This is a genomic window from Pseudomonas fluvialis, assembly GCF_002234375.1.
GTDB lineage: Bacteria > Pseudomonadota > Gammaproteobacteria > Pseudomonadales > Pseudomonadaceae > Aquipseudomonas > Aquipseudomonas fluvialis.
The window spans coordinates 161,281-182,702 of sequence record NZ_NMQV01000005.1 but is presented as its reverse complement, the minus strand read 5'-3'; the positions used below and the strand labels follow the sequence as shown (position 1 = coordinate 182,702).

Sequence of the window (21,422 nt, the reverse complement as noted above, 5' to 3'; positions counted from 1 at the left end):
ATCCGTGTCATAGAGACTTTTCTCGGGCGTCCAGGCGGAGGGCTTGCTAGTCTAGCGACGCCCGAGTATTTGCCATCAAGAGGCTCGTCATGACTGCACCTACCGCTATTCGCCGACTCAATGCCGCTGACCAGGACTTTGCCCAGCATCTGGATCATCTGCTGAGCTGGGAGAGCGTTTCGGACGACGCGGTCAACCAGCGCGTGCTGGAGATCATTCAGGCGGTACGCGTGCGTGGCGATGCCGCGCTCGTCGACTTTACCCGGCAGTTCGATGGCCTGGACGTTGCCAGTATGGCCGAGCTGATCCTGCCACGTGAGCGTCTGGAGCTGGCGCTGACGCGGATCAGCAGCGAGCAGCGTGCGGCTCTGGAAAAAGCCGCCGAGCGCGTGCGGGTATACCACGAGCGGCAGAAACAGGACTCCTGGAGTTACACCGAAGCCGACGGCACCGTACTGGGGCAGAAGGTTACTCCGCTGGATCGCGCCGGCTTGTATGTGCCGGGTGGCAAGGCCTCCTATCCCTCGTCGGTGCTGATGAATGCCATTCCGGCCAAGGTGGCCGGGGTGCCGGAAGTGGTCATGGTGGTGCCGACGCCGCGTGGCGAGGTCAATAAACTGGTACTGGCCGCCGCCTGTATCGCCGGTGTCGACCGGGTCTTCACCATCGGTGGGGCGCAGGCGGTTGCCGCGCTGGCCTACGGCACCGAGAGCGTGCCGCCGGTGGACAAGATTGTCGGTCCGGGCAATATCTATGTGGCGACTGCCAAGCGCCACGTGTTCGGCAAGGTCGGTATCGACATGATCGCCGGCCCGTCGGAGATTCTCGTGGTCTGCGATGGGCAGACCGACCCGGACTGGATCGCCATGGACCTGTTTTCCCAGGCTGAACATGATGAGGATGCCCAGTCGATCCTGGTCAGCCCGGATGCAGCGTTCCTCGACCGCGTAGAGCAGAGCATCGAACGCCTGCTGCCGACTCTGGAGCGCGAGGCGATAGCACGTACTTCGCTGCAGGGGCGCGGCGCGCTGATTCAGGTCGCCGATATGGCCCAGGCTATCGAGGTGGCCAACCGTATCGCCCCCGAGCACCTGGAGCTGTCGGTAGAGAACCCCGAGCAATACCTGGCGCAGATCCGCCATGCCGGTGCCATTTTCATGGGTCGCTACACCGCCGAAGCACTGGGCGACTACTGTGCCGGGCCTAACCACGTGCTGCCGACCTCCGGTACTGCGCGCTATTCCTCGCCGCTGGGTGTGTATGACTTCCAGAAACGCTCGTCGATCATCCATTGCTCGGCTGACGGCGCCTCGGAACTGGGCAAGGTGGCGTCGGTGTTGGCGCGTGGTGAGTCGCTGACCGCGCATGCGCGCAGTGCCGAATACCGCATCAAGGGCTGAAAAGCCGATAAAAGCGCCGGGGGCTGAAGGTTGGACGAGGTACATGCTGCTTTCGTCCAGCCTCCAGCCTTCGGCCTCCAGCGATTTTTAGAGGAGAGAAGGGCAGATGAGCAAATTCTGGAGCCCCTTCGTCAAGGACCTGGTGCCCTATGTGCCGGGCGAGCAGCCCAAGCTGAGCAAGCTGGTCAAGCTCAATACCAACGAGAATCCCTATGGGCCTTCGCCCAAGGCGATTGCCGCCATGCAGGCCGAACTGAACGATGACCTGCGCCTGTATCCTGACCCGAATGGCGAGCGCCTCAAGCAGGCGGTGGCCGACTACTACGGGGTGAGCAGCAAGCAGGTGTTCGTCGGCAACGGCTCCGACGAGGTGTTGGCGCATGCCTTCCATGGCCTGTTCCAGCATGGCCAACCCTTGCTGTTCCCGGATATCAGCTACAGCTTCTACCCGGTGTATTGCGGTCTGTACGGCATCGACTTTGTGCAGGTGCCTTTGGATGAACAGTTCCAGATCCGCGTGGAAGATTACGCTCGGCCCAATGGCGGGATTATCTTCCCCAACCCCAACGCCCCGACTGGCCGGGTCTTGGCGCTGCAGGCCATCGAACAGCTGCTCAAGGCCAATCCGCACAGCGTGGTGCTGGTGGATGAGGCCTATATCGATTTCGGGGGCGAAACGGCAATCAGCCTGGTCGATCAGTACCCCAATCTGCTGGTCACCCAGACCCTGTCCAAGTCGCGCTCGCTGGCCGGGCTGCGGGTCGGCATCGCAGTCGGCCATCCGGACCTGATCGAGGCGTTGGAGCGGATCAAGAACAGCTTCAACTCCTATCCGCTGGATCGCCTGGCGATTGCCGGTGCTGCGGCGGCGTTCGAGGACAAGGCGTACTTCCAGCAGACCTGTCGGCAGGTGATCGATAGCCGCGAGCGCGTGGTGGCCGGGTTGCAGCAGCTGGGATTCGAGGTATTGCCGTCCGCAGCCAACTTCGTGTTTGCCCGCCATCCGCACAAGGAAGCCGCCCAGCTGGCCGCCGGCCTGCGCGAGCAGGGGGTGATCGTGCGTCACTTCAAACAGCCGCGCATCGAGCAGTTCCTGCGCATCAGCATCGGTGACGAGGCGCAGAACAGCGCGCTGCTGGACGCCCTGCGCGGGCTCTGAAAACAGGCATTAAAAAGCCTCTGTCAGGTTGCCCTGGCAGAGGCTTTTTGTGGCGCGTTGACTTAGTCGAACAAGCCAAAGGTCAGGCGGCTGAACCAGCTGCGCTTGGCCGGCTGCTCCTGTTGAACGCCTTCGAGCAGTTCGCTGGGGATGGCCTCGGCGGCGTCTTCGTATTGCTTGATGACGTCCTGGCTGGCACGGGTCTGGCCCGGTGGCAGCGGGTCGCTGCTTTCCAGGAAGCCCAGTGCGGTGCGCGACAACCAGTTGCGCTCGTCGGCTTCGCTGACGCGCGGCTGGAAGCTGCCGCTGGCCAGCGACGGATGCTCTGGGTAGTTGAGCTGCAGGGTTTCCAGGCTGCTGGCGGCCAGATCATCCAGGGTCAGGCGCTGGTAGGCTTCGACCATGATGGCCAGGCCATCGCCGACGGCCGGGGTTTCCTGGAAGTTCTCCACCACGTAGCGGCCGCGGTTGGCGGCGGCGACATAGGCCTGACGCTTGAGGTAGTAGTGGCCGACATGCACTTCGTAGGCAGCCAGCAGGTTGCGCAGGTAGATCATGCGCTGCTTGGCATCCGGGGCGTAACGGCTATTCGGGTAGCGGCTGGTGAGCTGGGCAAACTCGTTGTAGGAGTCGCGTGCCGCACCGGGATCGCGCTTGGTCATGTCCAGCGGCAGGAAGCGCGCCAGCAGGCCGCGGTCCTGGTCGAACGATGCCAGACCTTTCAGGTAGTAGGCGTAGTCGACGTTGGCATGCTGCGGATGCAGGCGAATGAAACGCTCGGCGGCGGCGCGTGCAGCCTCCGGTTCAGCATTCTTGTAGTAGGCGTAGATCAGTTCCAGCTGGGCCTGCTCGGCGTAACGGCCGAACGGATAGCGTGATTCCAGGGCCTTGAGGCGGGCGATGGCGCTGCTGTAGCTGCGCGAGTCGAGATTGTCCTGGGCCTGCTGGTACAGCTGGGCTTCACTGAGGTTCTCGTCCACCACTTCCTTGGACGAACAGGCGGCGGTGAGGCCGAGAATGGCGATCAGCAGCAGGTGTTTCACGTGCATGGCGGCTTGCGTCCCTGTGACGGCCGGCTGTCGTGTGCGTAGCCGTCCTGTTATGATGAGCGCCCCGCTTCGGTCGGGGCAAAGACGCCGTATTTAACCACAAGCGTGCCGCCGAAACCAAAGGCCGCACCCCGCCGCAGTAGCCCATGTCCAACTCGCCGATCCAGACTATTCATTTGCAGGCCGAAGTGCCTTACGAACTGGGCAGCCAGCGCCTTGACCAGGTCGCCGCGCAGCTGTTCCCGGAGCACTCGCGTTCGCGCCTGAGCGCCTGGATCAAGGAGGGGCGTCTGACCGTGGATGGCGCCGTGTTGCGTCCGCGCGACCCGGTACATGCCGGTGCGCTGCTGGCGTTGCAGGCCGAGCAGGAGGCCCAGGGCGAATGGCTGGCCCAGGACATTACACTGAATATCGTCTACGAAGACGAGCACCTGCTGGTCATCGACAAGCCTGCCGGGCTGGTGGTGCATCCGGCTGCCGGGCATGCCGACGGTACGCTGCTCAATGCCCTGCTGCACCATGTGCCGGATATCGTCAATGTGCCGCGCGCCGGTATCGTGCATCGCCTGGACAAGGACACCACCGGGCTGATGGTGGTGGCCAAGACCATCGAGGCGCATACCCAGCTGGTGGCGCAGCTGCAGGCGCGCAGTGTCGGGCGCATCTACGAGGCCATCGTGATAGGCCAACTGACCTCTGGCGGCACGGTGGATGCGCCGATCGGGCGCAGTTCGGCGCAGCGTCAGCGCATGGCGGTGACCGCCGGTGGCAAGCCCGCGGTGACCCACTACCGGGTGCTGGAGCGCTTCCGCTCGCATACCCATGTGCGCGTCAAGCTGGAGACTGGGCGTACCCACCAGATTCGTGTGCACATGAGTCACATCGGTTATCCGCTGGTGGGCGATCCGGTATATGCCGGGCGTTTTCGCATTCCTCCGGGCGCTAGCCCGACCCTGGTGCAGGAACTCAAGAGCTTCCCTCGTCAGGCGCTGCATGCGCGCTTCCTCGAACTGCAGCACCCGGCCACCGGGCTGCGCATGAAGTGGCAGTCAGCGCTGCCGGATGACTTCGTGTGGATGCTCAGCCTGCTGCGACAGGATCGTGAGTCCTTTGTCGGCTGACTGGCTGTGCCCGGACTGGCCGGCGCCGGCCCGGGTGCGCAGCTGTGTGACGACCCGTCAGCCCGGGGTGAGCCTGCCGCCCTATGACGCCTTCAACCTGGCCCTGCATGTCGGCGATGATCCCCGGCGGGTGGCGCACAACCGTGCCTTGCTGTGCCAGCGCCTGGCCTGCCAGCCGGGCTGGCTGGAACAGGTGCATGGTACGCAGGTGGTGGCGGTCGATCCGCAGCAGGTGCTGGTGGCTGATGCCAACTGGACCGATCAGCCGGGGCTGGCTGCCTGTGTCATGACGGCTGACTGCCTGCCGGCGCTGTTCTGTGATCGCACCGGCCGTTGTGTTGCGGCAGCGCATGCCGGGTGGCGCGGTCTGCTGGATGGCGTGCTGGAAGCGACGCTACGGGCCTTGCCGGCGGCGCCCGAGGACGTGCTGGTGTGGCTTGGTCCGGCGATTGGGCCGGCGTCCTTCGAGGTGGGTGATGAGGTGCGCGAAGCCTTTGTGGCCCGCCAGGCGCAGGCGGCGCAGGCCTTCCAGCGTGCCGCGCAGCCTGGCAAATGGCTGGCCGATCTGTACCTGCTGGCGCGTCAACGCCTTGCCGGCTACGGAGTGACGGCCATCTATGGCGGTGGCTTCGATACCTTCCGTGATCCGCGCTTTTACTCCTATCGCCGTGGCACGCCGACCGGGCGTTTTGCTTCGCTGGTCTGGCTGCAGGACTGATTCGCGGCCGCTACGTCTTGCGTGCGGCGTCCGCCGAACGGGGTATTGACCCCGGCCCCGCTTGAAAGCCTGTTAAACGCCCCTATGTTGAGTGCATCTCGGCAGGTTTTTCCCAGGGGGCGTTTGTCTGGCTCCGCCTGCCCAACACGAGGAAGGAAAGCCCTATGCGTATCGATCGTTTGACCAGCAAGCTGCAATTGGCCCTGTCCGACGCCCAGTCCCTGGCGGTGGGGATGGATCATCCGGCCATCGAGCCTCTGCACCTGCTGCAGGCCCTGCTGGAACAGCAGGGTGGCTCGATCAGGCCGCTGCTCCTGCAGGTCGGCTTCGACATTAACGGCCTGCGCCAGGCGCTGGCCAAGGAGCTGGATCAGCTGCCGAAGATCCAGAACCCCACAGGTGACGTCAACCTGTCCCAGGACCTGGCGCGCCTGCTCAATCAGGCCGATCGCCTGGCCCAGCAGAAAGGCGACCAGTTCATTTCCAGCGAGCTGGTGTTGCTCGCCGGCATGGATGAAAACACCCGTCTTGGCAAGCTGCTGCTGGGCCAGGGCGTGACCAAGAAGGCCCTGGAAAATGCCATCGCCAACCTGCGCGGCGGCGAGGCGGTAAACGACCCGAATGCCGAGGAGTCGCGCCAGGCGCTGGACAAGTACACGGTCGACCTGACCAAGCGCGCCGAAGACGGCAAGCTGGATCCGGTGATCGGCCGTGATGATGAAATCCGCCGCACCATCCAGGTGTTGCAGCGCCGTACCAAGAACAACCCGGTGCTGATTGGTGAGCCAGGCGTGGGCAAGACCGCCATCGTCGAAGGGCTGGCCCAGCGCATCGTCAATGGCGAGGTGCCCGATGGCCTGAAGGACAAGCGCCTGCTCTCGCTGGATATGGGCGCGCTGATCGCCGGCGCCAAGTTCCGCGGCGAGTTCGAGGAGCGCCTCAAGGCCGTGCTCAATGAGCTGGGCAAGCAGGAAGGGCGGGTGATCCTGTTCATCGACGAGCTGCACACCATGGTCGGTGCCGGCAAGGCCGAGGGCGCCATGGATGCTGGCAACATGCTCAAGCCGGCGCTGGCGCGTGGCGAACTGCACTGCGTGGGTGCCACCACGCTGGACGAATACCGCCAGTACATCGAGAAGGATGCCGCGCTGGAGCGGCGTTTCCAGAAGGTACTGGTCGATGAGCCGAGCGAGGAAGACACCATCGCTATCCTCCGTGGCCTTAAGGAGCGCTACGAGGTGCACCACAAGGTGACCATCACCGACGGGGCGATCATCGCCGCCGCCAAGCTCAGCCATCGTTACATCACCGACCGCCAGCTGCCGGACAAGGCCATCGACCTGATCGATGAGGCGGCCAGCCGTATCCGCATGGAGATCGACTCCAAGCCCGAGGAGCTGGATCGTCTGGAACGCCGGCTGATCCAGCTGAAGGTGGAGCGTGAGGCGCTGAAGAAGGAAGACGACGAGGCTGCGCTCAAGCGTCTGGAGAAGCTCAAGGAGGACATTGCCCGCCTGGAGCAGGAATATGCCGACCTGGAAGAAATCTGGAAGTCGGAGAAGGCCGAAGTGCAGGGCTCGGCGCAGATCCAGCAGAAGATCGAACAGGCCAAGGCCGATCTTGAAGCGGCACGCCGCAAGGGTGACCTCAACCGCATGGCCGAGCTGCAGTACGGCATCATTCCGGATCTGGAACGCAGTCTGCAGATGGTCGATCAGCACGGCAAGCCGGAGAACCAGTTGCTGCGCAGCAAGGTGACCGATGAAGAAATTGCCGAAGTGGTTTCCAAGTGGACCGGTATCCCGGTCAGCAAGATGCTCGAGGGCGAGCGCGAGAAGCTGCTGAAGATGGAAGGCCTGTTGCACCAGCGGGTGATTGGCCAGGAGGAGGCCGTGGTGGCGGTCTCCAATGCGGTGCGCCGTTCGCGCGCCGGATTGGCGGATCCGAACCGGCCGAGCGGTTCCTTCCTGTTCCTTGGCCCGACCGGGGTGGGTAAGACCGAGTTGTGCAAGGCGCTGGCCGAGTTTCTCTTCGATACCGAGGAAGCGCTGGTGCGCATCGACATGTCCGAGTTCATGGAGAAGCACAGCGTGGCGCGGCTGATCGGCGCGCCGCCCGGCTACGTGGGCTACGAGGAGGGCGGCTATCTGACCGAGGCGGTGCGCCGCAAGCCGTATTCGGTGGTGCTGATGGATGAGGTGGAGAAAGCTCACCCGGATGTGTTCAACGTGCTGCTGCAGGTGCTGGAGGACGGCCGGTTGACCGACAGCCACGGGCGTACCGTGGACTTCAAGAACACGGTGATCGTGATGACCTCCAACCTTGGCTCGGCGCAAATCCAGGAACTGGTCGGTGACCGCGAGGCGCAGCGGGCGGCGGTGATGGATGCGGTGAGCGGCCATTTCCGCCCCGAGTTCATCAACCGTATCGACGAAGTGGTGGTCTTCGAGCCGCTGGGCCGTGAGCAGATCGCCGGTATCGCCGAAATCCAGCTGCAGCGCCTGCGTCGCCGTCTGGCCGAGCGCGAGCTGAGCCTGGAGCTGACCCCGCAGGCGTTGGACAAGCTGGTGGCGGTCGGCTACGACCCGGTGTATGGCGCGCGTCCGCTCAAGCGGGCGATCCAGCGCTGGATCGAGAACCCGCTGGCCCAGCAGATCCTGTCCGGGCAGTTTGCCCCGGGGGCGGTGGTGCGCGCCGAGGTGTCCGGCGAGGAGATTGTCTTCGCCTGAGCTATCGGCACCCTTAAAAAACCGGCCTGCGGGCCGGTTTTTTAAGGGCTGTCTGCGTGTCGCTTAGTGGCTGCGTGCTACCGCGAAACGGGTCAGTTCGATGAGCGCCTGGCGGTGTGCGTTGTCCGGCAGTTCCTGCAGGCAGGCGATGGCCAGTTCGGCGTGTTGCTGGGCCAGGCGGGCGGTGTAGTCGAGTGCGCCGGCGGCTTCGACAGCGGCGCGAATACCTTCGATATCCTGGCTGCCGCCCTGCTGGATGGCTTGGCGCACCTGCGCGGCCTGCTCGGCGTTGCCGTCGCGCATGGTGACGATCAGCGGCAGGGTGGGCTTGCCTTCGGCCAGGTCATCGCCGACGTTCTTGCCCAGTTCGCTGGCGTCGCCGCGGTAGTCCAGCAGGTCGTCAACCAGTTGGAAGGCGATGCCCAGGTGGTCGCCGAAGCGTTGCAGGGCCTGGCGTTGACTGTCGCCGGTCTGCGCCAGGGCGGCAGCGCTGTGCGTCGAGGCTTCGAAGAGCATGGCCGTCTTGCCGCGGATAACCTCCATATAGGTTTCTTCGGTGGTGCTGGCGTCGCGCACCTTGGAGAGCTGCAGGACTTCGCCTTCGGCGATGACCCGTGTGGCATGCGAGAGAATCTGCATGACCGGCATGGAACCGAGCTCGACCATCATTTCAAAAGAGCGTGAATAGAGGAAGTCGCCGACCAGTACGCTGGGTGCGTTGCCCCACTGCGCGTTGGCAGTGGCGCGCCCGCGGCGCATGCCCGACATGTCAACTACGTCGTCGTGCAGCAGGGTCGCGGTATGCAGGAACTCGATGGTCGCGGCCAGCAGGCGCAGGTCGTCGGCCTGGTAGCCGAGCGCACGGCCGCTGAGCAGTACCAGCAAGGGGCGCAGGCGCTTGCCGCCAGCGGAGATGATGTAGTCACCGATTTTCTGTACCAGCGGTACACGCGACACCACCTGCTGCCGGATGATCTCGTCAACCGCCTGGAAATCCTCGGCGACTACACGGTAAAAGGCGGGCGACTGCATGGTGGACGGTACTCCTGGCGACGTGCGCGGCATGCTAGGCGGCAGGTGGGGGGGTGTCAAGGAAAGCCCCGGCCTGGCGCCTGGATTGCCGCTTGGGATGGCTTGCAGTGCGCGCGGCGCTTGCGTACAATCGCGGCCCCTAACTTTCTTGGGCATTTCCCTGCCTTACGCAATTGCACAGGTGTCAGTCCGGCCTTGTGCAGCCATGCCGGCCAATAGCTATTTTCATAAAGCGTCGGGTGAGCAGGTTTAACGGAGAAGATCCATGTACGCAGTAATTGTTACCGGTGGCAAGCAATACAAAGTCGCCGAAGGTGAATTCCTGAAGGTCGAGAAGCTGGAAGTCGCTACTGGCGAATCCCTGACTTTCGATCGCGTTCTGCTGGTCGCCAATGGCGACGACGTCAAGATCGGTGCGCCGGTCGTAGATGGTGCCAAGGTGACTGCCGAAGTGGTCAGCCAGGGTCGTCACGACAAGATCCGCATCATCAAGTTCCGTCGCCGTAAGCATCACATGAAGCGTCAGGGCCACCGCCAGTGGTTCACTGAAATCAAAATCACCGGCATCCAGGCCTAATATTCCTTTTTGGAGGATTTGACACATGGCACACAAAAAAGCTGGCGGTAGTACTCGTAACGGCCGCGACTCAGAAAGTAAACGCCTTGGCGTGAAGATGTACGGCGGCCAGGCCATCAAGGCCGGCAACATCATCGTGCGTCAGCGCGGCACCCAGTTCCACCCCGGTGTAGGTGTGGGCATGGGCAAGGATCACACCCTGTTCGCCAAGGTCGAAGGCGTGATCAAGTTTGAAGTGAAGGGCGCTTTTGGCCGTCGCTATGTAAGTGTTGTGACTGCCTAAGTCCGCGCTTGCTGGAAAAGCCCTGTCTTGCGACGGGGCTTTTTTGTTTGTAGGCCCGCTGTGGGCCGCACTGTATTCTTTTGTTGTTTTTGACCCGCTGCCTGGCGGGAGGCGCCTAGATGAAATTCGTCGATGAAGTATCCATACACGTGAAAGCGGGCGACGGCGGCAATGGCTGCATGAGCTTCCGTCGCGAGAAATTTATCGAGAAGGGCGGCCCCAACGGCGGCGATGGCGGCGATGGCGGCTCGGTCTTCCTGGTGGCTGACGAGAACCTCAATACCCTGGTGGACTATCGCTATACCCGCCGTTTCGATGCCCAGCGTGGGCAGAATGGTGGTAGCTGTGACTGTACCGGGCGCAAGGGTGATGATCTGGAACTGCCGGTGCCGGTGGGAACCACGGTGATCGATGCCACCACCCAGGAAATCATTGGCGACCTGGTCAAGCCGGGGCAGCGCCTGCTGGTGGCTCAGGGCGGCTGGCACGGGCTGGGCAATAGCCGTTTCAAGTCGAGCACCAACCGTGCGCCGCGTCAGACCTCGCCGGGCAAGCCGGGTGAGGCGCGCGATCTTAAGCTGGAGCTCAAAGTGCTGGCCGATGTGGGGCTGCTCGGTCTGCCCAATGCGGGCAAGAGCACCTTCATCCGTGCCGTCTCGGCGGCCAAGCCCAAAGTGGCGGATTATCCCTTTACCACCCTGGTGCCCAACCTGGGGGTGGTCAGTGTCGGTCGCTACAAGAGCTTCGTGGTTGCCGATATCCCCGGCCTGATCGAGGGTGCTTCCGAGGGCGCTGGCCTGGGGATTCGCTTCCTCAAGCACCTGGCGCGCACCCGTCTGCTCCTGCATCTGGTGGATATGGCGCCGCTGGACGAGTCCGATCCGGCCGAAGCGGCAGCGACCATCATCGAGGAGCTGGCGCGCTTCAGTCCGGCGCTGGCCGAGCGGGATCGTTGGTTGGTACTGAACAAGGCCGATCAGTTGCTGGACGAGGAGCGTGACGAGCGCCTGCGCGCCGTGGTCGAGCATCTTGACTGGCAAGGGCCGGTGTTCGTGATTTCTGCACTGGAGCGCGAAGGTACCGAGGCGCTGAGTCAGGCGATCATGCGTTACCTGGATGAGCGCGACCTGCGTATCGCCGAGGATCCGGCTTATGCCGAGGCGTTGGCTGAGCTTGATGAGCGTATCGAGGGCGAGGCGCGTGCTCGTCTGCAGGCTCTGGATGACCGCCGTGCGTTGCGCCGTGCCGGGGTGCGTAGTGTCGATGATCTGAGTGATGAGGATTGGGGCGACGACTTCCTGGATGAAGAAGATGGTCCCGAGATCATCTACGTTCGCGACTGATTGCGATGTGTTGTTCGGCGCCGCTGTCTCCAGCGGCGTTGTGCTATCTGGCTGGGGTTGGATGAGATGCGAGACAAGGTGACTGGCGCGCAGCGCTGGGTGGTGAAGATCGGCAGTGCCTTGCTGACTGCCGATGGCAAAGGGCTGGATCGTGCCGCCATGGCGGTATGGGTGGAGCAGATGGTGGCGCTGCGCGAAGCTGGCGTAGAGCTGGTGCTGGTGTCTTCCGGTGCGGTGGCGGCAGGCATGAGTCGCCTGGGCTGGGCGGCGCGGCCCAGTGCCATCCATGAGCTGCAGGCGGCGGCAGCGGTCGGCCAGATGGGCCTGGTGCAGGCCTGGGAGTCGAGCTTTGCCGAGCGCGGCCGGCAGACCGCGCAAGTGCTGCTGACCCATGATGATCTCTCCGATCGCAAGCGCTACCTGAATGCGCGCAGCACCCTGCGCACCCTGGTCGAGCTGGGCGTGGTGCCGGTGATCAATGAAAACGACACGGTGGTCACCGACGAGATTCGCTTCGGTGACAACGATACCCTGGCGGCCTTGGTAGCCAACCTGGTGGAGGCTGACCTGCTGGTGATCCTCACCGACCGCGATGGCATGTTCGATGCCGATCCGCGGCATAACCCCGATGCACAGCTGATTTTCGAGGCGCGTGCCGACGATCCTTCGCTGGATGCGGTGGCTGGTGGTACCGGTGGTGCGCTGGGGCGTGGCGGCATGCAGACCAAGTTGCGTGCGGCGCGCCTGGCGGCCCGTTCGGGGGCCTATACGGTGATTGTCGGTGGGCGTATCGAGCGGGTGCTGGATCGCCTCAAGGCGGGCGAGCGCCTGGGCACGTTATTGGCCCCCGAGCGTGGCTTGCTGGCGGCACGCAAGCAGTGGCTGGCCGGCCATCTGCAGACGCGTGGTGCGCTGCAGCTCGATGAAGGAGCGGTCAAGGCGCTGTGCGAGGGCCGCAAGAGCTTGCTGCCGGTGGGCGTACGCGGCGTGCAGGGCAGTTTCCGGCGTGGCGAGATGGTGGTGTGTCTGGCGCCGGATGGTCGTGAGGTGGCGCGCGGGCTGGTTAATTACAGTGCCCTAGAGGCACAGAAGATCATGGGGCAGCCTTCGGATGCCATCGAGCGCCTGCTGGGCTATGTCGATGAGCCGGAGCTGTTGCACCGCGATAACCTTATCCTGGTCTGAGGAGTCGTCATGCAGCGTAGCATTCTGCTGGGTGGCTTGCTGTTCGGTCTGTGTGGCAGCGTGCAGGCCGAGTCGATTGGCGAGGTGTCGACGGTCTTCAAATGGCTGGGGCCGAACGACAAGGTGGTGGTAGAGGCGTTCGATGACCCCAAGGTGGCCGGGGTGACCTGCTACCTGTCGCGGGCCAAGACCGGCGGCGTCAAGGGTGGCCTGGGGCTGGCCGAGGATCGTTCGGAGGCCTCGCTGGCCTGTCGCCAGGTGGGGCCAGTCGAGTTTCTGGCGCCGTTGGAGGAGGGCGAGGAAGTGTTCAAGGAGCGCACCTCGCTGGTCTTCAAAACGCTGCAGGTCGTGCGCTTTCATGACCGCAAACGCAACGTGCTGGTGTACCTGGCCTACAGTGACCGGGTTATCGAGGGGAGTCCGCAAAACAGCATTAGTGCCATTCCGCTGATGCCCTGGCCCGTCGAGCGCTGAGTGAGCAAGCATAAAAAAACCGGCGCTAGGCCGGTTTTTTTATGACAAGAACGGGCGCTTAGGCAGCAGCTTGGCTGAGAGCCTTGATGTGCGCGTTCAGACGGCTCTTGTGACGAGCGGCCTTGTTCTTGTGGATGATGCCTTTGTCGGCCATACGGTCGATCACCGGAACAGCTGCAGTGTAGGCAGTCTGGGCCTTGGCGAGGTCTTTGGCATCCAGGGCCTTGACCACGTTCTTGATGTAGGTACGGACCATGGAGCGCAGGCTGGCGTTATGGCTACGACGCTTCTCAGCCTGTTTGGCGCGTTTTTTGGCAGAAGGTGAGTTGGCCACCGTCAAGCTCCTCGAAAAAAAACAGGGGGGTTACAAACAAATAAGGCCGCGAATCATGCGGATCTTAACCCGGCTTGTCAACCCCGCTAGCGGGGTGGCGGGCTGGCTGTGCTGCCCGGCTGTCGGTACACTCGGCGACCTTGCAGGCGAGGTGGTCGATGTCCGAGAAATCCGGTTCAGGCGGTTTGTTGCGTTCCAGTGCGGTAGTCAGCCTGATGACCCTACTGTCGCGGGTGCTGGGCATGGTACGCGATGTCGTGGTGGCTGCCTACTTCGGTTCCGGTGCCGCGGCCGATGCCTTCTTCGTGGCGTTCAAGATTCCCAATTTCCTGCGTCGTCTGTTCGCCGAGGGCGCTTTTGCCCAGGCCTTTGTCCCGGTGTTGTCGGAGTACCGTGAAAAGTACAGCCCGGCGCAGGTCAAGCAGCTGATCGACCGCACCGCCGGTATGCTTGGCCTGGTGCTAACGGCCCTGACCGCGTTGTGCGTGGTGGCCTCGCCCTACCTGATCATGCTGTTCGCACCGGGTTTTCGTGGCGAGCCGAGCAAGCTGCAGTTGGCAGGCGAGCTGCTGGCCATCACCTTTCCCTACCTGCTGCTGATTTCGCTCACGGCCTTCTGTGGCAGCATTCTCAACAGCTTCGGTCGTTTTGCCGTGCCTTCCTTTACCCCGGTGCTGCTCAATCTCAGCCTGATCGGCGCTACGCTGTTCCTTACGCCGTTCTTCGCTGAGCCGGTGATGGCTCTGGCCTGGGGGGTGTTCATCGCAGGGGTGGCGCAGTTGCTGTTCCAGTTGCCCTTCCTCGCGCGCATGCAGCTGTTGCCCGTGCCGCGGCTGGTGCCCGGTGATCCGGGCGTAAAGCGGATCATGTTGCTGATGCTGCCGGCGCTGTTCGGCGTCTCGGTCAGTCAGATCAATCTGCTGCTGGATACGGTGCTGGCTTCGTTCCTGGCCACCGGCAGCGTGTCCTGGCTGTATTACGCGGATCGCCTGACCGAGCTGCCGCTGGGGGCCTTCGGGATTGCCATCGGTACGGTGATCCTGCCCAGCCTGTCGCGCCAGCATGCGGCGCAGGATCCCAAAGCTTTTTCCGCCACCCTCGACTGGGCACTGCGTATGGTGTTGCTGGTGGGTGTGCCGGCCGCCCTGGCCCTTGCGCTGCTGGCCGAACCGCTGATTGCCACGCTGTTTCTGCGCGGGGCGATGACCAGCGAGGCCGTGGTGCAGTCGGCGGCGGCCTTGCAGGCTTACGCGCTGGGGGTGCTCACCTTCATGCTGATCAAGGTGTTGGCGCCGGGCTACTTTGCCCGCCAGGACATGAAGACCCCGGTGCGCATCGCGGTGATCAGCATGCTGGCCAATATGTTGTTCAATCTGCTGCTGATCTGGCCATTGCAGCATGTTGGCCTGGCCCTGGCGACCTCGTTGTCCGCCATGCTCAACACCAGCCTGTTGTTCTGGGGGCTGTACAAGGCCGGTATCTATCGCCCGCAGGCCGGCTGGCTGGCGTTTGCCATGCGCCTGCTGGTGGCCTGTGCGCTGATGTGTCTGGTGCTCTGGCTGCTCGCGGGCGATGCCGGGCAATGGTTTGTCTGGGGCGAGTGGCGGCGCATCGGCGAGTTGAGCCTGCTGGTGGCGGCTGGCTTGCTGGCTTATCTGCTGGGGCTCGGCCTGGCCGGGCTGCGCCCACGCCATTTGCGTCATTGAGCAGCCTTGCGCGGGCTTACCGCGGGGGGCTGGAGTGTCTATAATCGACCACTTTTTCGACAAGTAGCGGGCTATGCAACTGGTTCGGGGTCTCCACAATCTGCGCGCGGAACATCGCGGCTGCGTTGCCACCATCGGTAACTTCGATGGGGTGCATTGCGGTCATCAGGCGATTCTGGCGCGCTTGCGCGAGCGTGCCGCCGCCTTGGGCGTGCCTGCCTGCGTGGTGATCTTCGAGCCGCAGCCGCGTGAGTTCTTCGCGCCGGACAGCGCGCCGGTGCGCTTGTCGCGTCTGCGTGACAAGCTGCAGCTGCTGGCTGCGCAGGGTGTGGAACGGGTGCTGTGCCTGGCTTTCAACCGCCGCCTGCGCGAACTGAGTGCCGCGCAGTTCGTTCAGCAGGTACTGCTCGATGGGCTGGGGGTGCGTCATCTGGAAATTGGTGACGATTTCCGCTTCGGTTGCGATCGCGCCGGGGATTTCGCCTTCCTGGAGCAGGCCGGGCAGCAGCACGGCTTTACCGTCGAAGCCGCTGCCACTGTGGCCCAGCAAGGGCTGCGAGTGAGTAGTACCGGCGTGCGCGAGGCGCTGGCCGTAGCGGACTTCGCTTTGGCAGAGCGTCTGCTCGGTCGTCCCTATGCGATTGCCGGGCGGGTGTTGCATGGCCAGAAACTGGGCCGCCAACTCAATGCGCCCACCGCCAATGTGCAGCTCAAGCGCAAGCGTGTACCGCTGAGCGGGGTGTACCTGGTCAGCGTGCGCCTGGATGGGCGTCTGTTGCCTGGAGTGGCCAATATTGGTGTGCGGCCTTCAGTGCAAAGCGATGGCTTTGCCCATCTGGAAGTGCACCTGCTGGATTTCAATGGCGACCTGTATGGTCGCCGCTTGGAAGTGATCTTCCACCGCAAGCTGCGCGATGAGCAGCGCTTTGCCTCGCTGGAGGCACTGAAAACGGCGATCGATGCGGATATCGCTGCCGCCCGGGCCTACTGGCTCGGTCAACCGCTTCAATAACGAGCCTGACTGACGATGACCGACTACAAAGCGACCCTCAACCTGCCGGAAACGGCATTCCCGATGAAGGCCGGCCTGCCGCAACGCGAGCCGGAGATGCTGGCGCGCTGGGACAGCATTGGCCTGTACCGCAAGCTGCGGCAGATCGGCGAGGGACGCCCGAAGTTCATCCTGCATGACGGCCCGCCCTACGCCAACGGCAGCATTCATATCGGCCACGCGGTGAACAAGGTGATCAAGGACATGATCATCCGTTCCAAGACCCTGTCCGGTTTCGATGCCCCCTACGTGCCGGGCTGGGACTGCCACGGCCTGCCGATCGAGCACAAGGTCGAGGTCAGCCACGGCAAGAACCAGCCGGCCGACAAGACCCGCGAGCGCTGCCGCGAATACGCCGGTGAGCAGGTCAAGGGGCAGATGGCCGACTTCATCCGTCTCGGCGTGCTGGGCGAGTGGGACAATCCCTACCGCACCATGGAGTACGCCAACGAGGCCGGTGAGATCCGCGCGCTGGCCAAGATGGTCGAGGCCGGCTTCGTCTTCAAGGGGCTGAAACCGGTGAACTGGTGCTTCGACTGCGGCTCGGCGCTGGCTGAAGCTGAGGTCGAATACCAGGACAAGAAGTCCGATGCCATCGACGTCGCCTTCGTCGTCGAGGATGCCGACAAGCTGGCCGCGGCCTTCGGTCTGTCCAGCCTGGCCAAACCGGCCAGCATCGTCATCTGGACCACCACGCCCTGGACCATTCCGGCCAACCAGGCGCTCAATGTCCATCCCGAATTCATCTACGCGCTGGTGGATACCGGCGAGCGTCTGCTGGTCCTGGCCGAGGAGCTGGTCGAGTCCTGCCTGGCACGCTACGGCCTGTCCGGCGAAATCATCGCGCGTTGCGAAGGCCGTGCGCTGGAGCTGATCCGCTTCCGTCATCCGTTCTACGAGCGCTTCTCGCCGGTGTACCTGGCCGACTACGTCGAGACCGGCTCGGGCACCGGCATCGTTCATTCGGCGCCGGCCTATGGCGAGGACGACTTCCGCTCCTGCAAGCACTACGGCATGCAGAATGACGACATCCTCAGCCCGGTGCAGAGCAATGGCGTGTATGTGGCCGACCTGCCGTTCTTCGGCGGCCAGTTCATCTGGAAGGCCAACCCGGCGATCGTCGAGAAACTGCGCGAAGTCGGCGCCCTGCTCAGGCATGAACCGATCCAGCACAGCTACATGCACTGCTGGCGGCACAAGACGCCGCTGATCTACCGCGCCACCGCGCAGTGGTTCGTCGGCATGGACAAGGTCGCGCATGACGGCAGCACCCTGCGTGCCCGTGCGCTCAAGGCGGTGGAGGACACCCAGTTTGTCCCGGCCTGGGGCCAGGCGCGCCTGCACGGCATGATCGCCGGTCGTCCGGACTGGTGCATCTCGCGTCAGCGCACCTGGGGCGTGCCCATCCCGTTCTTCCTGCACAAGGTCAGCGGCGAGTTGCACCCGCGCACCGTCGAGCTGATGGAAGCGGTGGCCCAGCGGGTGGCGCAGGGCGGTATCGAGGCGTGGTTCCAGCTGGACCCCAGCGAGCTGCTCGGCGCCGAGGCGGCCGACTACGACAAGATCAGCGACACCCTGGACGTCTGGTTCGACTCGGGCACCACCCACTGGCACGTGATGCGCGGTTCGCACCCCATGGGCCACGACCAGGGGCCGCGTGCCGATCTTTATCTGGAAGGCTCCGACCAGCACCGCGGCTGGTTCCATTCCTCGCTGCTGACCGGCTGCGCCATCGACGGCCACGCACCCTATCGTGGCCTGCTGACTCACGGTTTTGTGGTCGACGAGAACGGCCGCAAGATGTCCAAGTCGCTGGGCAACGTGATCGCCCCGCAGGAGGTCAATGACAGCCTGGGCGCCGACATCCTGCGCCTGTGGGTGGCTTCGAGCGACTATTCCGGGGAGATGGCGGTGTCCAAGACCATCCTCACCCGCAGTGCCGATGCCTACCGGCGCATCCGCAATACCACGCGCTTTTTGCTCTCCAACCTCAATGGCTTCGACCCGGCGCGCGACCTGCTGCCGGCCGAACAGATGCTTGACCTTGATCGCTGGGCGCTGGACGCCGCGGCGCGCCTGCAGGACGAGATCATCGAGGCGTACGAGCAGTACCGTTTCTGGAACGTCTACCACAAGGTGCACAACTTCTGCGTGCAGGAGCTGGGCGGCTTCTACCTGGATATCATCAAGGACCGCCAGTACACCACGCCGGCCGACAGTGTGGCGCGGCGTTCCTGCCAGAGCGCGCTGTATCACATTGCCGAAGCGCTGGTGCGCTGGATCGCTCCGGTGCTGGCCTTTACCGCCGACGAGATCTGGCAGTTCCTGCCGGGTGAGCGCAACGAGTCGGTAATGCTTAACACCTGGTACCAGGGGCTGGTGCGCCTGCCGCAGGACATTGCTCTGGATCAGGCCTACTGGGAGCGCCTGATGGCCGTGAAGAGTGCGGTCAACAAGGAGCTGGAAAACCTGCGGGCGAACAAGACCCTGGGGGGAAGCCTGCAGGCCGAGGTGACCCTGTATGCCGATGCCGCACTGGCGGGCGAGTTGGCCAAGCTGGGCGATGAGCTGCGTTTTGCGCTGATCACTTCGGCAGCCTGTGTGGCGCCGCTGGAGCAGGCACCTGCCGATGCGGTAGTTAGCGAGGTTGAAGGTTTGCGCCTGAAGATCGTCAAGTCGCAACACGCCAAGTGTGCACGCTGCTGGCACCTGCGTGCCGATGTGGGCAGCCATGCGGAGCATCCGGAGTTGTGTGGACGCTGTGTCGACAACATCGACGGTGCCGGCGAAGTTCGCCGGCACGCCTGACGGGGGAGTTGGCGCATGAGCCGTTTTGGCAAGCTGCCCTGGTTGGCATTGAGTGTGCTGATTTTTCTGCTCGACCAGTGGAGCAAGTTGTACTTTGAAAACAGCCTGCAGCTGTACCAGCAGGTCGTGGTCATCCCGGATTACTTCAGCTGGACGCTGGCCTATAACACGGGCGCGGCTTTCAGCTTCCTGGCTGATGCGGGAGGCTGGCAACGCTGGTTTTTCGCGCTGATCGCGCTCGTGGTCAGTGCTGTGCTGGTGGTCTGGCTCAAGCGTCTGCAGGCTCATGAACACTGGCTGGCCCTGGGCCTGGCGCTGGTGCTGGGCGGGGCGCTGGGTAACCTGTTCGATCGCGTGGTCTATGGCCATGTGATCGACTTCATCCTGGTGCACTGGCAACAGCGCTGGTACTTCCCAGCGTTCAACCTGGCCGACAGCGCCATTACCCTGGGGGCCATTCTTCTGGCCCTGGACATGTTCAAGGCACAGCCGAGCGGAGCCACCAAAGATGACTGAGCAACGTATCGGGTCGCAGACCCAGGTTACCCTGCACTTCGCCATTCGTCTGGAGAACGGCGATCTGGTAGACAGCACCGAGGGTAAGGCCCCGGCCACTTTCTGCGTGGGCGATGGCAACCTGTTGCCTGGCTTCGAGCAGGCACTGTTCGGTCTCAAGGCCGGCGACAAACGCAGCCTGCCAATCAGTCCGGAGCAGGGCTTTGGCCAGCCTAATCCACAGAATGTGCAGGTCATGCCGCGCAGCCAGTTCACCGACATGCCGCTGAGCGAAGGTCTGCTGATCATCTTCCAGGATGCCGCCAAGGGCGAGCTGCCGGGGGTGGTCAAGGCGTTCGACGAGCAGCAGGTCAGTATTGACTTCAACCATCCGCTGGCCGGCAAGCCGCTGACCTTCGAGGTAGAGATCATCGAGGTCAAAGGGCTCTGAATGCCTGACGCGCGGCCTGTGCTGTCGCGCCGCACCTTGCTCGACTCACCTATCCCTTATCGAGATCACCTGCATGCAGATCAAACTCGCCAACCCGCGTGGCTTCTGTGCCGGCGTCGATCGCGCCATCGAGATCGTCAACCGCGCACTGGAAGTATTCGGGCCACCCATTTATGTGCGTCACGAAGTGGTGCATAACAAGTTCGTGGTCGAAGACCTGCGTGCACGTGGCGCAGTGTTCGTGGAACAGCTGGATCAGGTGCCGGATCAGGTGATTGTCATCTTCAGTGCCCATGGGGTTTCCCAGGCGGTACGCCAGGAAGCCGAGCGACGTGGTCTGAAGGTGTTCGATGCCACCTGCCCGCTGGTGACCAAGGTGCACATGGAGGTGGTGCGCTACAGCCGCGAAGGTCGTGAGTGCATTCTCATCGGCCATGCCGGGCATCCCGAGGTGGAAGGCACCATGGGACAGTATGACTGCAGCCAGGGTGGTGCCATCTACCTGGTGGAAGATGAGCAGGATGTGCAACGCTTGCAGGTGCGTGATCCGCAGCGCCTGGCCTTTGTTACCCAGACAACCTTGTCCATGGACGATACCAGCCGGGTCATCGATGCGCTGCGTGCACGCTTCCCGGCTATCGGCGGGCCGCGCAAGGATGACATCTGCTACGCCACACAGAACCGCCAGGATGCCGTGAAGCATCTGGCTGCCGAATGCGATGTGGTGCTGGTAGTCGGCAGCCCGAATAGCTCCAACTCCAATCGCCTGCGCGAGCTGGCAGAGCGCCTGGATACTCCGGCTTATCTGATCGACGGCGCCGATGACCTGCGCGAGGAGTGGTTTGCCGGCCTGCAGCGTATCGGCATTACCGCCGGTGCCTCGGCGCCCGAGGTGCTGGTGCAGGGCGTTATCCAGCGCCTGCAGTCCTGGGGGCTTGGCGAAGCACTGGAAATTCAGGGGCGTCCGGAGAATGTTACCTTCTCGATGCCCAAGGAATTGCGTGTCAAGCAGCTGTAGCCGAGCCTGATGTATACAAAAAGGCCCAATCCGAGGATTGGGCCTTTTGCATTATGCGCTGAAGCTTATCGCCAGCATTCGGCAGCGGTTTTCTTGGTGCCAGTTCGGTTACGAACACCCAGGGCATTGAGCGTCAGGTTGCCACAGTCGGTATCACTGAATTGCTGGGTAGCTGTCAGCAAATAGCCTCCGTCAGTGGCAGCACCTGCACCCAGCGTCAGGTTGTACTTGCCAGTGGGGGAGCTGGTTTTGCCTTTGAGCTTGGTGGCGATATCGGCGGTGGCCGTTACATAGACAAAGTTTTGCGCATAGTAACGTTCCTGCAAGGCCGCCGTGTCGTTGAGCAAGGCCTGCCCTTCACTGCGGTTGCCCCGTTTCACGTACTCGCTGTAACTCGGGTAAGCCACCGCCGCCAAGATGGCGATGATGGCAACCGTGATCATCAGTTCAATCAGGGTAAAGCCCTGTTGTTGTGTATGTCTGTTCAAC

At 63.3% G+C, this 21,422-nt stretch carries 20 protein-coding genes; 16 read left to right on the top strand and 4 right to left on the bottom strand.

Features of this window, described 5'->3' with window-relative positions; translation table 11 throughout:
• Positions 1 to 89 precede the first annotated feature (89 nt).
• On the top strand, positions 90 to 1,400 hold the full coding sequence (hisD, locus tag CFY91_RS04435; RefSeq protein WP_093985135.1) for a histidinol dehydrogenase: 1,311 nt from the start codon (positions 90 to 92) through the stop codon (positions 1,398 to 1,400).
• Between the two features lie 106 nt (positions 1,401 to 1,506).
• Positions 1,507 to 2,559, top strand: a complete 1,053-nt coding sequence (hisC, locus tag CFY91_RS04430) for a histidinol-phosphate transaminase (protein WP_093985134.1) — start codon at positions 1,507 to 1,509, stop codon at positions 2,557 to 2,559.
• A gap of 62 nt (positions 2,560 to 2,621) precedes the next feature.
• Here the strand turns inward: hisC and CFY91_RS04425 are convergent, their stop codons facing one another.
• Positions 2,622 to 3,608, bottom strand: coding sequence for an outer membrane protein assembly factor BamD (locus CFY91_RS04425; protein ID WP_093985133.1), 987 nt, complete (start codon positions 3,606 to 3,608; stop codon positions 2,622 to 2,624).
• A 146-nt stretch (positions 3,609 to 3,754) separates the two neighbouring features.
• Here CFY91_RS04425 and rluD point away from each other — a divergent pair, with 146 nt between their 5' ends.
• The 3 genes from rluD to clpB all read left to right on the top strand — a co-directional run bounded on the left by rluD (position 3,755) and on the right by clpB (position 8,176).
• Entirely contained in the window at positions 3,755 to 4,729 is a 975-nt protein-coding gene (rluD, locus tag CFY91_RS04420; protein WP_093985132.1) for a 23S rRNA pseudouridine(1911/1915/1917) synthase RluD, read from the top strand.
• Positions 4,719 to 5,447, top strand: coding sequence for a peptidoglycan editing factor PgeF (gene pgeF, locus CFY91_RS04415; RefSeq protein WP_093985131.1), 729 nt, complete (start codon positions 4,719 to 4,721; stop codon positions 5,445 to 5,447). The genes rluD and pgeF overlap by 11 nt, the downstream gene beginning before the upstream one ends.
• Before the next feature lie 164 nt (positions 5,448 to 5,611).
• Positions 5,612 to 8,176, top strand: a complete 2,565-nt coding sequence (gene clpB, locus CFY91_RS04410) for an ATP-dependent chaperone ClpB (RefSeq protein WP_093985130.1) — start codon at positions 5,612 to 5,614, stop codon at positions 8,174 to 8,176.
• A 63-nt stretch (positions 8,177 to 8,239) separates the two neighbouring features.
• Here clpB and CFY91_RS04405 read toward each other — a convergent pair whose 3' ends face one another.
• Positions 8,240 to 9,208 (bottom strand): polyprenyl synthetase family protein, encoded by a 969-nt coding sequence (locus CFY91_RS04405; protein WP_093985129.1) that lies wholly within the window; start codon positions 9,206 to 9,208, stop codon positions 8,240 to 8,242.
• A gap of 265 nt (positions 9,209 to 9,473) precedes the next feature.
• On the opposite strand from CFY91_RS04405, the gene rplU reads away from it, so the two are divergent.
• From rplU to CFY91_RS04380, 5 genes are all read left to right on the top strand, one after another.
• Positions 9,474 to 9,785, top strand: a complete 312-nt coding sequence (gene rplU, locus CFY91_RS04400; RefSeq protein WP_093985128.1) for a 50S ribosomal protein L21 — start codon at positions 9,474 to 9,476, stop codon at positions 9,783 to 9,785.
• Between the two features lie 25 nt (positions 9,786 to 9,810).
• On the top strand, positions 9,811 to 10,068 hold the full coding sequence (gene rpmA / locus CFY91_RS04395) for a 50S ribosomal protein L27 (RefSeq protein WP_093985127.1): 258 nt from the start codon (positions 9,811 to 9,813) through the stop codon (positions 10,066 to 10,068).
• Between the two features lie 119 nt (positions 10,069 to 10,187).
• Complete coding sequence (cgtA, locus tag CFY91_RS04390) at positions 10,188 to 11,411, top strand: Obg family GTPase CgtA (protein WP_093985126.1); 1,224 nt, start codon at positions 10,188 to 10,190, stop codon at positions 11,409 to 11,411.
• Between the two features lie 66 nt (positions 11,412 to 11,477).
• Positions 11,478 to 12,596, top strand: coding sequence for a glutamate 5-kinase (proB, locus tag CFY91_RS04385; RefSeq protein ID WP_093985125.1), 1,119 nt, complete (start codon positions 11,478 to 11,480; stop codon positions 12,594 to 12,596).
• Between the two features lie 9 nt (positions 12,597 to 12,605).
• A complete protein-coding gene (locus CFY91_RS04380) occupies positions 12,606 to 13,070 on the top strand; it encodes a CreA family protein (protein ID WP_093985124.1) in 465 nt (154 codons plus the stop codon).
• A 58-nt stretch (positions 13,071 to 13,128) separates the two neighbouring features.
• On the opposite strand, the gene rpsT is transcribed toward CFY91_RS04380, so the two are convergent.
• A complete protein-coding gene (rpsT, locus tag CFY91_RS04375) occupies positions 13,129 to 13,404 on the bottom strand; it encodes a 30S ribosomal protein S20 (RefSeq protein WP_093985123.1) in 276 nt (91 codons plus the stop codon).
• Positions 13,405 to 13,562: 158 nt separating this feature from the next.
• Here rpsT and murJ point away from each other — a divergent pair, with 158 nt between their 5' ends.
• The 6 genes from murJ to ispH all read left to right on the top strand — a co-directional run bounded on the left by murJ (position 13,563) and on the right by ispH (position 20,933).
• Complete coding sequence (gene murJ / locus CFY91_RS04370; protein ID WP_093985122.1) at positions 13,563 to 15,110, top strand: murein biosynthesis integral membrane protein MurJ; 1,548 nt, start codon at positions 13,563 to 13,565, stop codon at positions 15,108 to 15,110.
• A 73-nt stretch (positions 15,111 to 15,183) separates the two neighbouring features.
• A complete protein-coding gene (ribF, locus tag CFY91_RS04365) occupies positions 15,184 to 16,122 on the top strand; it encodes a bifunctional riboflavin kinase/FAD synthetase (RefSeq protein WP_093985121.1) in 939 nt (312 codons plus the stop codon).
• 15 nt (positions 16,123 to 16,137) lie between these two features.
• The gene (gene ileS, locus CFY91_RS04360) at positions 16,138 to 18,969 is read left to right on the top strand and encodes an isoleucine--tRNA ligase (RefSeq protein WP_093985120.1); all 2,832 of its coding nucleotides are present in this window, start codon (positions 16,138 to 16,140) and stop codon (positions 18,967 to 18,969) included.
• A gap of 15 nt (positions 18,970 to 18,984) precedes the next feature.
• Complete coding sequence (gene lspA, locus CFY91_RS04355) at positions 18,985 to 19,485, top strand: signal peptidase II (protein WP_093985119.1); 501 nt, start codon at positions 18,985 to 18,987, stop codon at positions 19,483 to 19,485.
• Entirely contained in the window at positions 19,478 to 19,915 is a 438-nt protein-coding gene (locus CFY91_RS04350) for an FKBP-type peptidyl-prolyl cis-trans isomerase (protein ID WP_093985118.1), read from the top strand. Before lspA ends, CFY91_RS04350 begins: the two co-directional genes overlap by 8 nt.
• Before the next feature lie 73 nt (positions 19,916 to 19,988).
• Positions 19,989 to 20,933: a 4-hydroxy-3-methylbut-2-enyl diphosphate reductase gene (gene ispH / locus CFY91_RS04345; protein WP_093985117.1), complete on the top strand. Its 945-nt coding sequence runs from the start codon at positions 19,989 to 19,991 to the stop codon at positions 20,931 to 20,933.
• 65 nt (positions 20,934 to 20,998) lie between these two features.
• Here ispH and CFY91_RS04340 read toward each other — a convergent pair whose 3' ends face one another.
• Positions 20,999 to 21,421: a type IV pilin protein gene (locus tag CFY91_RS04340; RefSeq protein ID WP_093985116.1), complete on the bottom strand. Its 423-nt coding sequence runs from the start codon at positions 21,419 to 21,421 to the stop codon at positions 20,999 to 21,001.
• Position 21,422 lies beyond the last annotated feature (1 nt).

Excerpts from the sequence above, each read along its gene's own strand:
- CFY91_RS04350 (WP_093985118.1), top strand. The coding sequence starts at position 19,478 with ATGACTGAGCAACGTATCGGGTCGCAGACCCAGGTTACCCTGCACTTC.
- rplU (WP_093985128.1), top strand. The coding sequence starts at position 9,474 with ATGTACGCAGTAATTGTTACCGGTGGCAAGCAATACAAAGTCGCCGAA.
- lspA (WP_093985119.1), top strand. The coding sequence starts at position 18,985 with ATGAGCCGTTTTGGCAAGCTGCCCTGGTTGGCATTGAGTGTGCTGATT.
- hisD (WP_093985135.1), top strand. The coding sequence starts at position 90 with ATGACTGCACCTACCGCTATTCGCCGACTCAATGCCGCTGACCAGGAC.
- hisC (WP_093985134.1), top strand. The coding sequence starts at position 1,507 with ATGAGCAAATTCTGGAGCCCCTTCGTCAAGGACCTGGTGCCCTATGTG.
- CFY91_RS04405 (WP_093985129.1), bottom strand. The coding sequence starts at position 9,208 with ATGCAGTCGCCCGCCTTTTACCGTGTAGTCGCCGAGGATTTCCAGGCG.
- CFY91_RS04425 (WP_093985133.1), bottom strand. The coding sequence starts at position 3,608 with ATGCACGTGAAACACCTGCTGCTGATCGCCATTCTCGGCCTCACCGCC.
- rpmA (WP_093985127.1), top strand. The coding sequence starts at position 9,811 with ATGGCACACAAAAAAGCTGGCGGTAGTACTCGTAACGGCCGCGACTCA.
- rluD (WP_093985132.1), top strand. The coding sequence starts at position 3,755 with ATGTCCAACTCGCCGATCCAGACTATTCATTTGCAGGCCGAAGTGCCT.
- murJ (WP_093985122.1), top strand. The coding sequence starts at position 13,563 with ATGTCCGAGAAATCCGGTTCAGGCGGTTTGTTGCGTTCCAGTGCGGTA.
- ribF (WP_093985121.1), top strand. The coding sequence starts at position 15,184 with ATGCAACTGGTTCGGGGTCTCCACAATCTGCGCGCGGAACATCGCGGC.
- clpB (WP_093985130.1), top strand. The coding sequence starts at position 5,612 with ATGCGTATCGATCGTTTGACCAGCAAGCTGCAATTGGCCCTGTCCGAC.
- ispH (WP_093985117.1), top strand. The coding sequence starts at position 19,989 with ATGCAGATCAAACTCGCCAACCCGCGTGGCTTCTGTGCCGGCGTCGAT.
- ileS (WP_093985120.1), top strand. The coding sequence starts at position 16,138 with ATGACCGACTACAAAGCGACCCTCAACCTGCCGGAAACGGCATTCCCG.
- proB (WP_093985125.1), top strand. The coding sequence starts at position 11,478 with ATGCGAGACAAGGTGACTGGCGCGCAGCGCTGGGTGGTGAAGATCGGC.
- cgtA (WP_093985126.1), top strand. The coding sequence starts at position 10,188 with ATGAAATTCGTCGATGAAGTATCCATACACGTGAAAGCGGGCGACGGC.
- CFY91_RS04380 (WP_093985124.1), top strand. The coding sequence starts at position 12,606 with ATGCAGCGTAGCATTCTGCTGGGTGGCTTGCTGTTCGGTCTGTGTGGC.